Raw genomic sequence first — 11505 nt, 5'->3', positions numbered from 1 at the left:
CGCAACGGCGTCGTCGAACAGACCCGACGCCACGCCGCCGTCGCCGCACTCCTGCGGGTGCCGCACGTGGTGCTGGCCGTCAACAAGATGGACCTGGTCGACTACGCGGAGCCGGTCTTCGCCGCCATCGCCGAGGAGTTCACCGCGTACGCCACCTCGCTCGGCGTTCCGGAGATCACCACGATCCCGATCTCCGCGCTGGCCGGCGACAATGTCGTGGAACCGTCCGCGCACATGGACTGGTACGGCGGCCCGACCGTCCTGGAACACCTGGAGACGGTTCCGGTCAGCCATGACCTCACCGCCTGCCACGCCCGGTTCCCCGTCCAGTACGTCATCCGGCCGCAGACCGCCGAGCATCCCGACTACCGCGGCTACGCGGGCCAGATCGCCGCGGGCGCCTTCCGCGTCGGCGAGTCCGTCACCGTCCTGCCGTCGGGGCGTACGACGACGATCGACGCGATCGACGCGCTCGGTGAGAGCGTCGCCATCGCCTGGGCCCCCCAGTCGGTGACGATCCGGCTGGCCGACGACATCGACATCTCGCGCGGCGACCTCCTCGCACCGGCCGACGACGCGCCCGCGGTGACCCAGGACGTCGAGGCGACCGTCTGCCACGTCGCCGACCAGCCGCTCGCGGTGGGCCAGCGGGTGCTGCTCAAGCACACCACGCGGACGGTCAAGGCGATCGTCAAGGACATCCCGTCCCGGCTCACGCTGGACGACCTCTCGCAGCACCCGGCGCCGGGCCGGCTCGTCGCCAACGACATCGGCCGGGTCGTCGTCCGTACCGCGGAACCGCTCGCCCTGGACGCCTACGCGGACTCCCGGCGCACCGGCTCCTTCCTCCTGATCGACCCGGCGGACGGCACCACGCTGACGGCCGGCATGGCCGGTGCCTCGTTCGCCGCCGCGGCCGACCCCGGGGCCACGGCCGCCGCCGACGACGAATGGGACTTCTGATGGGTATCGACGTCTACTCCACGTTCGCGAAGGAGGGCGGCCGCATCGGCAGCGGCGCCCTCGGCAGCGGCCAGGGCGGGGTTGCGCGATGTGCGCGATGACGTACGCGCACTGCCTGCGCGCCCACTCGCTCCCACCGCACGCCCCGCACCACCGGTTCAGACGAAGACCTGCCGACGTCCCGGCCGTGTCCCCGTGATCTCTTTTTGAGGGACATGAGCACCGGGCCAACGAGAGGAACACCTCCCGTGCCTGCCCCCCGTACCACGCTTCGCCGCAGCCTCGCCGCCGCGACCGCACTGCCGTTGCTCGCCGTCGCCCTCACCGCGTGCGGTTACGGTTCCGAGGCGAACGACGACTCCAAGACCGCGGATGTCGCCGCCGACGCCAAGAAGCTCTCCACGGACACCGTCCGGATCGGCTACTTCCCCAACCTCACGCACGCCACCGCACTGGTCGGCGACCAGGAGGGGATCTTCCAGAAGGAACTGGGCGGCACCCAGCTGAAGACCTCTCAGTTCAACGCCGGCCCCTCCGAGATCGAGGCGCTCAACGCCAACTCGATCGACATCGGATTCATCGGTCCGTCCCCGTCCATCAACGGCTTCACCAAGTCCAAGGGCAAGAGCCTGCGGATCATCGGCGGTTCGGCCTCCGGCGGGGTGAAGCTGGTCGTCAACCCGAAGAAGATCAAGACCCTGGACGACCTCAAGGGCAAGAAGATCGCCACCCCGCAGCTCGGCAACACCCAGGACGTGGCCTTCCTCAACTGGATCTCGGAGAAGGGCTGGAAGGTCGACGCCCAGAGCGGCAAGGGCGACGTCTCCGTGGTCCGCACGGACAACAAGGTGACCCCGGACGCCTACAAGTCCGGTTCCATCGACGGCGCCTGGGTCCCGGAGCCCACCGCGTCCAAGCTGGTCGCCGAGGGCGCCAAGGAACTGCTCGACGAGCGAACGCTGTGGCCGGACAACCAGTTCGTGATCACGAACATCATCGTGTCGCAGAAGTTCCTCAGCGAGCACCCGGACGTCGTCGAGGCGGTGCTGCGCGGTTCGGTGAAGACCAACGCCTGGATCAATGCCAATCCGGAGAAGGCGAAGGCCTCCGCCAACACCGCCCTGGAGAAGCTGACCGGCAAGGCGCTGCCCGCCGAGGTCATCGACCCGGCATGGAAGTCGATCCAGATCACCAATGACCCGCTGGCCGCCACGCTCGACGCCGAGGCCGAGCACGCGGTCAAGGCCGGTCTGCTGGAGAAGCCGGACCTCACCGGCATCTACGACCTGAAGCCGCTGAACAAGGTCCTGAAGGCCGCGGGCGAGCCCGAGGTCGCCGACGCCGGTCTCGGCGTCAAGTAAGCCACCCGCACCCGACTCCAGGATTCCCAGGAGGTGACGACCATGGCGACCACCCTCACCAAGGCCGAGGACCGTGCAGTTGTCGGGCACGCCGCCCGTATCACGCACGTCTCCAAGTCCTTCGGCGGACCACAGGGACAGCAGCTCGTCCTCGACGACATCACGCTCGATGTCGCACCGGGCGAGTTCGTCACCCTCCTGGGAGCCTCCGGATGCGGAAAGTCGACGCTGCTCAATCTGGTGGCCGGACTCGACCGCCCGACCGCGGGGTCCATCGAGACCCCCGGCGGGCGGCCGGCCCTGATGTTCCAGGAGCACGCCCTGTTCCCGTGGCTCACCGCGGGCAAGAACATCGAACTCGCCCTGCGGCTGCGTGGCGTGGCCACGTCCCGGCGCCGCGAGGAGGCCGAGCGGCTGCTCGAACTCGTGCGGCTTGGCGGGGCGTACAAGAAACGTGTGCATGAACTCTCGGGCGGTATGCGGCAGCGGGTGGCAATGGCCCGCGCCCTCGCCCAGGACAGTCAACTACTCCTGATGGACGAGCCGTTCGCCGCGCTCGACGCCATCACCCGGGACGTGCTGCACGACGAGCTGACCCGGATCTGGCGCGAGACAGGCGTCTCGGTCCTCTTCGTCACCCACAATGTGCGCGAGGCCGTACGGCTCGCCCAGCGGGTCGTCCTGCTGTCGTCCCGCCCCGGCCGGATCGCCCGTGAGTGGACGGTCGACATCGAGCAGCCGCGCCGTATCGAGGACAACGCGGTCGCGGAGCTGTCCGTCGAGATCACCGAACAACTGCGTGGGGAGATCCGCCGTCATGGCCAGCACTGACACGAAGCCCGACGATCTGGCCGGTCTGGAGGCCGGGCTCGACGCGCTGGACGCCGTGCAGGTGCGCCGCACCCCGGTGCGCCAGGTGCTGCTGAACAAGGTGCTGCCGCCGGTGCTGGCGGTGGCGCTGGTGATCGTCGTCTGGCAGCTGCTCGTCGAGGCCCAGGTCACCGACGACTACAAGCTGCCGTCACCGGCCGCGGTGTGGGACAGCGCGTCCGACATGTGGCTGAAGGGGACGCTGCTGGAAGTCGTCTGGACCAGCATCTCGCGCGGACTGCTCGGCTTCCTGCTGGCCGTGGCCATCGGCACCCCGCTGGGTCTGCTCGTCGCCCGGGTGAAGCCGGTACGGGCCGCGATCGGCCCGATCCTGTCCGGGCTGCAGTCCCTGCCGTCGGTCGCCTGGGTGGCCCCGGCCGTGATCTGGCTCGGGCTGAACGACCGGATGATGTACGCCGTGATCCTGCTGGGCGCCGTCCCCTCGGTCGCCAACGGGCTGGTCTCCGGCGTCGACCAGGTGCCGCCGCTGTTCCTCAGGGCGGGCCGTACGCTCGGCGCGACCGGGCTGCGCGGCACCTGGCACATCGTGCTCCCGGCGGCGCTGCCCGGCTACCTGGCCGGACTCAAGCAGGGCTGGGCGTTCTCCTGGCGCTCGCTGATGGCCGCCGAGATCATCGCGTCCTCCCCCGATCTGGGCCTCGGCCTCGGGCAGTTGCTGGAGAACGGCCGCAACAACGCGGACATGCCCGGCATCTTCCTCGCCATCATCCTGATCCTGTTCGTCGGCATCGCGATCGATCTGCTGATCTTCAGCCCGCTGGAGCGGTGGGTGCTGCGCAGCCGCGGCCTCCTCGTCAAGAACTGAGCCACACCATGCCCCGTCCGGTCCTCCTCGTCATCGCCCACGGCAGCCGCGACCCGCGGCACGCGGCGACCGTGCACGCGCTCACCGCGCGGGTCCGGTCGCTGCGGCCGGGGCTGCGCGTGGAGACCGGTTTCCTGGACTTCAACGCACCCTCGGTACCGCGCGTACTGGAACGGCTGGCGGCCCAGGGCGCCGAGGACGTCATCGCGCTCCCGCTCCTGCTCACCCGGGCCTTCCACGCCAAGTCCGACATCCCCACAGTGCTGCACGAAGCCCGGGTCGGACTGCCGCGGCTGCGCATCCGGCAGGCCGAGGTGCTCGGCCCCTCACCCCTGCTGAACGCGGCACTGGAACGCCGGCTGCACGAGGCCGGAGTCCGTCCCGAAGACCGAAGCTCGACCGGGCTCGTCCTGGCCTCGGCGGGCTCCACAGACCCGGAGGCGATCGCAGTGATCGCTGAAATCGCGCGGGAGCTGCGGCACACCGGTTGGTGCGCCGTGCGGCCTGCGTTCGCCTCCGCCGCATCCCCCACGGGGTTCCCCCGCACCGAGGAAGCGGTGCGGGCCCTGCGGGCCGAGGGGGTACGGCAGGTGGCGGTGGCCCCGTACGTCATCGCACCGGGCCGGCTCCCGGACCGGATCGCCGCCGGGGCCGCAGGGGCGGACGTACTGGCCGATGTCCTCGGTCCCTCGAAGGAGTTGGCGCGGCTGCTGCTGACCCGGTACGACGAGGCCCGTGTCCCGCTCGCGCGGCCGGTGGCGCTCAGCGCGTAGCGCCCGACCTGTCCCCGAGGGTTTCAGCCCGCGGCATCGGGGCCGGAGTGGTCTGCGTGGTCGAAGGGCGTGGCCTGGTGGAAGTAGAGCACCCAGCCCCCGTCGGTCAGCCGCCAGAGCGAACTGCGGTGGGTGAACCGCCCCTTCCGCTCGGTGTCGTAGGTGAGGTGGACGACCTCGTCGCCCAGTTGCGCGCCGCGCATCCCGGACACGGTGATCGGGCCGGGACGTGGGGCGTTGTCCGCGGTCAGCAGGGCGATCATCGCGTCGCGGTCCCAGACCCGGCCGGTGGAGTCGATCTCGCGGTAGTCGGGGTGCAGCAGCTGGGCGAGGAGGTCGGCACGGGCGCGCACCAGCGGATCCAGGAGGCGCAGCTCGCCCTCCATCGCCTCGACCACACCGGCGGACGGCTCCCTCATGCGCGGGCTCCGTGGTCTCCGGTCTCTGCGTCCGCTGTCATCTCCACCAGCTTGACCACGGTGTTCCAGTTGCGTGAGGTGGCGGTGATGCCTTTGGTGCGGGAGGGCCGGGCCAGCGCCTCGGCGAGCTTGGACCGGCCCAGGCCGTCGGGGGCGTAGAGGTAGAGCGCGCGGTCGCCGAGCCGGAACTCCTCGGGAAGGTGGGCCGCCGCGTCGATCCCCTCGAAGCGGGCCGCGTCGACAGGCTGCCCGTAGTAGGTGACGTGCAGCTGTCTGCCCTCGAGCTCGGCGGCCGGGAACGGACAGGCGTCGGCGACCGCCGCGAGGTAGCCGCCGCTGCGTACCAGGCAGGGGACCGGGAACCCGAACCGCTTCTCGATGGCCTGTTCCAGCTCGGCGGCGATCGCCTCCTCGTCGTCCGACGTGGTGCTGAAGACCGCGTTGCCGCTCTGCAGGTGAGTACGGACGTCCGTGTGGCCGATTTCCGTGAGCAGGGCGCGCAGTTCAGCCATCGGGACCTTCTTGTGGCCGCTGACATTGATCCCGCGCAACAGCGCCGCGTACGTCGTCATGGTCACACCCTAGCCAGGGGGTTGCCTCCTCACCGCTGATACCGGGCCAGCACCCGTTTCCCGTCGTCGACCAGACGTTTCCTGAGCTCCTCGGCGCCGATCGCCCCGCTGTAGTACTCCTGGAGGGCCGGGGTGGCGACCTTGTCCTTCCATTCCGGGTAGCCGCGCACCGACTGGGCGGGTGCCGGGCGCAACGCCCGGGCCACGGCGACACCGGTCGACCAGCCGTATCTGTCGGTGTGCAGGGCCGGGTCCGCGAGGGCGGCGGTGCCGGTCGGGAGCATCCAGTCCCCCTGGGCCAGGCGCACCATGTTCTGCGGGCGGAGCAGGAAGTCGATGAACTGCGCGGCCTCCTTCTTGTGCGGGCTGGCCTCCGAGACGGAGAGGGTCTGTGGGCTCACCCCCTGGGCGAGGCCCCCGCTGCCGGCCGGGGCGGGCAGGACCGTCCACTCGAACCCTTCGGGGGCCTGCTCGACGACCTGCTGGCGGTACGAGAAGCCCAGCGGAACCATCGCGTACCTGCCGCCGAAGAATCCGGGGAGGGTGTCCGAGCCGCCCATGCCGAGCGCGGTGCGGGCGGCGCTGTGGTCGATGTTGACCTGGTCGTGGATGGTGCCGGGGACGGTCTGGTCCCCCTCCTCCGCACGGATGTCCACCGTGCCGTCGGCGCCCGGGTGGAAGAGACGGCCACCGGCGGAGAGGCCGAGGTTGAGGGTGACGGAGACCGGCTCCTTGAGCGGCCAGGCGACGCCGTATCTCCCCCTTCCGGTCAGTTCCTTGGTGATCTGCCGGAACTCGGTCCAGCTCCAGGGCCTGTCGGGGGTCGGGATACGGACCCCCGACTCCTTGAGGATCCTGGAGTTGGCGATCAGGACGCGGGGCTCCTGGAGGAACGGCACCCCGTACACGCCGTCGCCGAAGGTGGTCGTCCGCCAGCTCTGCTGCGGGATGTCGGCAGTCAGCCGGTCCGGGAGGAGCGTCCGCAGATCGGCGAGGTAGCCGCCGTACGCGAAGTCGGCGAGGTCGTCGGAGGCGTCGTGGATGACGTCCGGCGCCTCGTCGCCCTCGAAGGAGGTGAGCAGCTGGTCGTGGACGGTGTCCCAGCTGCCCTGGACGTAGCTGACGTGGATGTCGGGGTGGGTCTCGTTCCACTCCTTCACCAGCTGCTTGTTGGCTTCGACGGACTCCTTCTGCCAGGCCAGTGACTGGAAGCTGAGCTCGGTCCGGCCGCTGTCGTCCCCGCCGTCGTCCGTCCCGGCGCAGCCGGTGAGCAGCAGGGCCAGCGCGGTGGTCAGGGCGGCAACCGCCGTCCGCACAGGTGCGCGCATCAGCTCTTCACCGCCCCGGCCAGCAGCGAGCCGGTGATCCGGCGCTGGATGACGGCGAACACGACCAGCGAAGGCAGGGTCGCGAGGAACGCTGCGGCGGCGAGCGGCCCGAGGTCGGCCGCGCCCTCGGCGCCGATGAAGTGGGTCAGGACGACCGGCAAGGTCTGCTTCTCCGGTGTCTTGAGCAGGACCAGCGCGAAGAAGAACTCGTTCCATGCGGTGATGAACGCGAAGAGCGCCGTGGCGACGATGCCGGGGGCCAGCAGCGGGACGGTGACCGAGACGAGGGTCCGCAACCGGCCCGCGCCGTCGACCGCGGCGGCCTCCTCCAGTTCGACGGGCACGGCCCGGACGTATCCCACCAGCATCCACAGCGCGAAGGGCAGCGCCCAGACGACGTACACCATGATCAGTCCTGACAGGGTGTTGATCAGATGGAGCTTCTTCAGGACCAGGAAGAGCGGAATGATCAGCAGGACGAACGGGAACGCCTGGCTGACCACGACCCATCCGGCGGCGGCCGTCGAGAGCCTGGAGCGGTGGCGGGCCATCGCATAGGCCATGGGCGTGGCGATGAGGACCGCGACGACGGCGGCGCAGAGCGCGACGGTCAGCGAATGGGCGGCGGCCCGCAGCAGCGGCTGCTCGTCGAACGCGGTGCGGAAGTTGTCCAGCGTCGGATGGTCCGGGATCCAGGTCGGGTGCAGGGAGCCCAGTTCGCGCGCCGGTTTGAAGGCGGTGGAGATCAGCCACAGGAACGGGAACGCCAGGAAGACGAGGTAGCCGAGCAGTGCCACGTACTGTCCGGCGCGTGCGGATCTGCTGGTGCGCAGGCTCACCGGTCCTCGCCTCCTTCGAGTCGGCCGACAAGACGCACCGCGAGGATCACCGCCACCACCGCGACCATCACACAGCCCATCGCCGCGGCATAGCCGAACTGTCCGTAGCGGAAAGCCTCTTCGTAGGCGAAGAGCATCGGCAACCGGGTGCGGCCGCCGGGTCCGCCGTTCGTCAGTACGTAGACCAGGGCGAAGGAGTTGAAGTTCCAGATGAAGTTCAGCGCGGTGATGGAGAGCGCGACCGGCCGGAGCACGGGCCAGGTCACGGTCCGGAAGCGGCGCCAGGCACCCGCCCCGTCCAGCGCTGCGGCCTCGTGGAGTTCCTGCGGGGTGTTCTGCAGTCCGGCCAGCAGAGCGACGGTGGTCTGCGGCATGCCGGCCCAGACGCCCACCACGATCACGGCGGGCAGCGCGGTGGCGAGTCCGGTGAGCCAGTCCCGGCCGTCACCGAGGCCGAGATCGCGGACGGTCTCGTTGAGCACGCCCGCGTCGGGGTGGTACACGAGCCGCCACATGATGCCGACGACCACCTCGGGCATCGCCCACGGAACGATCGCCAGGGCCCGTGCCAGCCAGCGCATCCGCAGGTTCTGGTTGAGCAGCAGGGCGAGGCCGAGCCCCAGGACGAACTGCGGGACGGTGACGCCGACCGCCCACAGCAGACCGATTCGGAACGAGTCCCAGAAGAGGGTGTCATGGAGCAGGTCCTGGAAATTCAGGCCGCCGGTCCACTGGGTGGCGCGGGTGCGGCCGGACTGGGCATCGGTGAAGGCCAGCGCGATGCCGTAGAGGAGCGGGCCGACGCTGAGGATCAGGATCGGGATCAGCGCGGGCAGTACCAGGAACCAGCTGCCGGCGCCGCGGTCGATCGGCCCGGAGCCCCGGCCGATCGGGCCGTCGGGCGGACCATGCCTCCCGGAATGTGCGACCGTACTGGATAAAGTCACGACTTCGCCCCCTTGCGTCACTTCACCGGCTTCGTACCGTTCTGGCCGCTCGGGTTGCCCTCGTCATCGTGCTGACGGTCCATCGGTTCGTCAAGGTGGCCTGCACTGTCCGCACCGTGGCCTGCACTGCCTGCACTGATGCGAAAATCGGACCATGAACGAGATGCGTGCGCGCGAGGTACTGACCGCTGCCGGACTCTCTGGCAGTGCGGAGCTGATCGCGCTGGGCGAGAACGCGGTGTTCGCCGTGGACGACCTGGTGGTCAAGGTCGGCCGGAACGCCGTACGGAACCCGGAGCTCCGGGACCGGGCCGAGCGCGAGGTGGCCGTCGCCCAGTGGCTGGCCGCCTCCGGTGTCCCCGCCGTGCGGGCGGCCGAGCCCTCGGCGCGGCTGGTGGAGGGCCACCCCGTGACCCTCTGGCACCGGCTGCCGGACGCCGTACGCCCGGCCGAGCCGCAGGATCTGGCGCGGCTGCTCACCCTGGTCCACGCCCTGCCCGCACCGGAGGGTTTCACCCTGCCGCGCCGTGAGCTGCTGGGCGGGGTCGAACGCTGGCTGCGGCTCGCGGGCGAGGCGATCGACCCGGCCGACGCCGACTACCTGCGTGAGCGCCGCGACGGCTTCGCGTCGGCAGCCGCCGCGCTGGTGCCCCACCTCCCGCCGGGACCGATCCATGGCGATGCCCTCCCCCGCAATGTCCATGTCGGCCCGGACGGACCGGTGCTGGTCGACCTGGAGACCTTCTCCGCGGATCTGCGCGAACACGACCTGGTGGTCCTCGCGTTGTCCCGGGACCGCTACGGCCTCCCGGCCGAGGCCTACGACGCCTTCACCGCCGCGTACGGCTGGGACGTGCGCGAGTGGGACGGCTGCGCGGTGCTGCGCGGGGCGCGCGAGACGGCCAGCTGTGCGTGGGTGTCCCAGCATGCGCCGACCAACCCGAAGGCGCTCGCGGAGTTCCGCCGCCGGGTGGCATCACTGCGCGAGGGGGATGCCGCGGTGCGGTGGTATCCGTTCTAGAGCCGGTCACGGCTGAGGCTTCCGGCTTCACCCATCGGCATCGCACCAGCCGCAGGCCTGCCGCCCGTTCGGAGCGGATCGGCAGTCACGGACACCGCTTGGTGAAGACCGCCCGCGCAACGTCATCGGGGGCGTCGCCCGCCTCGGCGACCAGTCCCCCGTCCGCGGACCAGATGCCCGAGTGGCCGGACGTGCGGGCGAAGCCGCCACCGGTCGGCCCCGCGAAGGCCGCCGTGGCGACCCACACACCGTGGTCGGCGGCGACCCGGCGGGCGCGCTCTCCGTGGAGCCCGGTCTCGTGGTCGGCGTGGACGACCCCGGCCACATAGCCGTCGATGCCCATCGCGGCCGTCTGCGCGGCATGCTCGGGGACACCCGTGTCCCGGCAGACCGCGAGCCCCAGCCGCCACCCGTCCACGTCGATCACGGCGGGCTCGCCGGGCAGGAAACGGACGGCCTCGCTGCTGCCGTGCAGATGGACCTTGCCATAGGCCATGCGCACGGCGCCTCCGTCCACGGCCAGGATGCCGATGTGCGGACCCGGCACAGGCGCGCCGACCAGCGCGAGCGTCCCGGTCTCGGCGCACGCGGCCACGATCGGAGCCAGCCGATCGTCGTCGGGGGCGACCGGCGCCGCGTCCAGTTCGTATCCCGTCAGCGACATCTCGGGGAACACCACCACCCGCGCATCCGCGGCCCGAACCGCTTCCGCGTGCGCCTTTGCGTTGGCCGCGACGTCGTGAGCCACGCACCTCGGCTGCGCCACCGCGATGCTCAACGACTGCTCCACTCGATCCACCCCTCAGCCGGCGTAGGGGATGACGGGCCAGGCCGACTCGACCGTGGCCTTCGGGTCGGAGGTACGCCGCAGGTACTTCTGCAGCGACGCGGCCTGCTCCGCTGCCGCCCGTACCTGGAGGTCGTACAGATCCGCCGGCGCCAACGTGCCTATGACCGCGTGCTTGTCCCCCATGGACCGCGCCGCGCGTGCCGCGGCCACCGCGTCCGCGACGGCGTTGTGCGCGTGATCGAGCGGCACGCCGTAGTGTGCGCAGAGAGCCTGAAGATTCCGCGGCCCCTTCCGGTACCGGTCCACGTGCTTGTCCAGGACCAAGGGGTCGATGACCGGCGATGCCGTTCCGTGCAACCGGTCGCTCAGTGGCCTTATCCCGTGCCGCCGGCACTCACGGTCGAGGAGCGACAGGTCGTACCGCGCGTTCATCACCACCAGCGGAGACCCCGAGTTCAGCACCTCGGCCACGGTGGAGGTGATCTCCTCGATCGCGGGGGCCGCCGGTGTTCCGTGCGCGCGGGCGTGCTCGGTGGTGATGCCGTGGATGGCCGAAGCCTGCTGCGGGATCTTCACCCCCGGGTCGAGCAGCCATGTACGCGGGGCCGGAAGCCGCCCGTCCGGGTCCACCGCCACCACCGCCGCGGTGACGATCCGGTCGGTCTCGATGTCCGTGCCCGTGGTCTCCAGGTCGAAGCCGACCAGCGCCTCCCGGTGCCAGCTCATCCCATACCTCCTTCGTGGTGCTCTCCCCCAGGTGCTGACCACCTTCGCACGCACCACTGACAACGAACGG

13 protein-coding genes are annotated in these 11505 nt (G+C 70.6%); 6 read left to right on the top strand and 7 right to left on the bottom strand.

Features of this window, described 5'->3' with window-relative positions:
• From AB0L71_RS29030 to AB0L71_RS29010, 5 genes are all read left to right on the top strand, one after another.
• Positions 1 to 963: GTP-binding protein (locus tag AB0L71_RS29030; RefSeq protein WP_365248418.1), on the top strand; the 963-nt coding region annotated here is incomplete at its 5' end.
• Positions 964 to 1211: 248 nt separating this feature from the next.
• Positions 1212 to 2324, top strand: a complete 1113-nt coding sequence (locus tag AB0L71_RS29025) for an aliphatic sulfonate ABC transporter substrate-binding protein (RefSeq protein ID WP_365248416.1) — start codon at positions 1212 to 1214, stop codon at positions 2322 to 2324.
• A 42-nt stretch (positions 2325 to 2366) separates the two neighbouring features.
• A complete protein-coding gene (locus AB0L71_RS29020) occupies positions 2367 to 3155 on the top strand; it encodes an ABC transporter ATP-binding protein (protein ID WP_365248414.1) in 789 nt (262 codons plus the stop codon).
• Positions 3142 to 4020 (top strand): ABC transporter permease, encoded by an 879-nt coding sequence (locus tag AB0L71_RS29015; RefSeq protein WP_365248412.1) that lies wholly within the window; start codon positions 3142 to 3144, stop codon positions 4018 to 4020. The genes AB0L71_RS29020 and AB0L71_RS29015 overlap by 14 nt, the downstream gene beginning before the upstream one ends.
• Before the next feature lie 8 nt (positions 4021 to 4028).
• The gene (locus AB0L71_RS29010; protein WP_365248410.1) at positions 4029 to 4793 is read left to right on the top strand and encodes a sirohydrochlorin chelatase; all 765 of its coding nucleotides are present in this window, start codon (positions 4029 to 4031) and stop codon (positions 4791 to 4793) included.
• Between the two features lie 23 nt (positions 4794 to 4816).
• Here the strand turns inward: AB0L71_RS29010 and AB0L71_RS29005 are convergent, their stop codons facing one another.
• The 5 genes from AB0L71_RS29005 to AB0L71_RS28985 are packed head-to-tail and all read right to left on the bottom strand — an operon-like array spanning position 4817 to position 8841.
• Positions 4817 to 5212 carry a nuclear transport factor 2 family protein gene (locus AB0L71_RS29005; protein ID WP_365248408.1) on the bottom strand — a complete coding sequence of 132 codons (396 nt, stop codon included), beginning with the start codon at positions 5210 to 5212 and terminating at the stop codon, positions 4817 to 4819.
• A complete protein-coding gene (locus tag AB0L71_RS29000) occupies positions 5209 to 5784 on the bottom strand; it encodes a DUF1697 domain-containing protein (protein WP_365248406.1) in 576 nt (191 codons plus the stop codon). The genes AB0L71_RS29005 and AB0L71_RS29000 overlap by 4 nt, the downstream gene beginning before the upstream one ends.
• A 29-nt stretch (positions 5785 to 5813) precedes the next feature.
• Positions 5814 to 7112 carry an extracellular solute-binding protein gene (locus AB0L71_RS28995; protein ID WP_365248404.1) on the bottom strand — a complete coding sequence of 433 codons (1299 nt, stop codon included), beginning with the start codon at positions 7110 to 7112 and terminating at the stop codon, positions 5814 to 5816.
• Positions 7112 to 7951, bottom strand: a complete 840-nt coding sequence (locus AB0L71_RS28990; protein ID WP_365248402.1) for a carbohydrate ABC transporter permease — start codon at positions 7949 to 7951, stop codon at positions 7112 to 7114. Before AB0L71_RS28990 ends, AB0L71_RS28995 begins: the two co-directional genes overlap by 1 nt.
• On the bottom strand, positions 7948 to 8841 hold the full coding sequence (locus AB0L71_RS28985) for a sugar ABC transporter permease (RefSeq protein WP_365248434.1): 894 nt from the start codon (positions 8839 to 8841) through the stop codon (positions 7948 to 7950). The genes AB0L71_RS28990 and AB0L71_RS28985 overlap by 4 nt, the downstream gene beginning before the upstream one ends.
• 211 nt (positions 8842 to 9052) lie before the next feature.
• On the opposite strand from AB0L71_RS28985, the gene AB0L71_RS28980 reads away from it, so the two are divergent.
• A complete protein-coding gene (locus AB0L71_RS28980) occupies positions 9053 to 9919 on the top strand; it encodes an aminoglycoside phosphotransferase family protein (protein ID WP_365248400.1) in 867 nt (288 codons plus the stop codon).
• A gap of 85 nt (positions 9920 to 10004) precedes the next feature.
• Here the strand turns inward: AB0L71_RS28980 and AB0L71_RS28975 are convergent, their stop codons facing one another.
• Both AB0L71_RS28975 and AB0L71_RS28970 read right to left on the bottom strand, forming a co-directional pair.
• Positions 10005 to 10697 carry a carbon-nitrogen hydrolase family protein gene (locus AB0L71_RS28975; protein WP_365248398.1) on the bottom strand — a complete coding sequence of 231 codons (693 nt, stop codon included), beginning with the start codon at positions 10695 to 10697 and terminating at the stop codon, positions 10005 to 10007.
• A 24-nt stretch (positions 10698 to 10721) separates the two neighbouring features.
• Positions 10722 to 11435, bottom strand: coding sequence for a 3'-5' exonuclease (locus tag AB0L71_RS28970; protein WP_365248396.1), 714 nt, complete (start codon positions 11433 to 11435; stop codon positions 10722 to 10724).
• Positions 11436 to 11505 lie beyond the last annotated feature (70 nt).

It is taken from the genome of Streptomyces sp. NPDC052052 (assembly GCF_040680455.1).
In the GTDB taxonomy this organism is placed as follows: domain Bacteria; phylum Actinomycetota; class Actinomycetes; order Streptomycetales; family Streptomycetaceae; genus Streptomyces.
This window is presented reverse-complemented; position numbering and strand designations above follow the sequence as displayed.

Excerpts from the sequence above, each read along its gene's own strand:
- AB0L71_RS29000 (WP_365248406.1), bottom strand. The coding sequence starts at position 5,784 with ATGACGACGTACGCGGCGCTGTTGCGCGGGATCAATGTCAGCGGCCAC.
- AB0L71_RS29005 (WP_365248408.1), bottom strand. The coding sequence starts at position 5,212 with ATGAGGGAGCCGTCCGCCGGTGTGGTCGAGGCGATGGAGGGCGAGCTG.
- AB0L71_RS29015 (WP_365248412.1), top strand. The coding sequence starts at position 3,142 with ATGGCCAGCACTGACACGAAGCCCGACGATCTGGCCGGTCTGGAGGCC.
- AB0L71_RS28980 (WP_365248400.1), top strand. The coding sequence starts at position 9,053 with ATGAACGAGATGCGTGCGCGCGAGGTACTGACCGCTGCCGGACTCTCT.
- AB0L71_RS28970 (WP_365248396.1), bottom strand. The coding sequence starts at position 11,435 with ATGAGCTGGCACCGGGAGGCGCTGGTCGGCTTCGACCTGGAGACCACG.
- AB0L71_RS29010 (WP_365248410.1), top strand. The coding sequence starts at position 4,029 with ATGCCCCGTCCGGTCCTCCTCGTCATCGCCCACGGCAGCCGCGACCCG.
- AB0L71_RS28995 (WP_365248404.1), bottom strand. The coding sequence starts at position 7,112 with ATGCGCGCACCTGTGCGGACGGCGGTTGCCGCCCTGACCACCGCGCTG.
- AB0L71_RS29020 (WP_365248414.1), top strand. The coding sequence starts at position 2,367 with ATGGCGACCACCCTCACCAAGGCCGAGGACCGTGCAGTTGTCGGGCAC.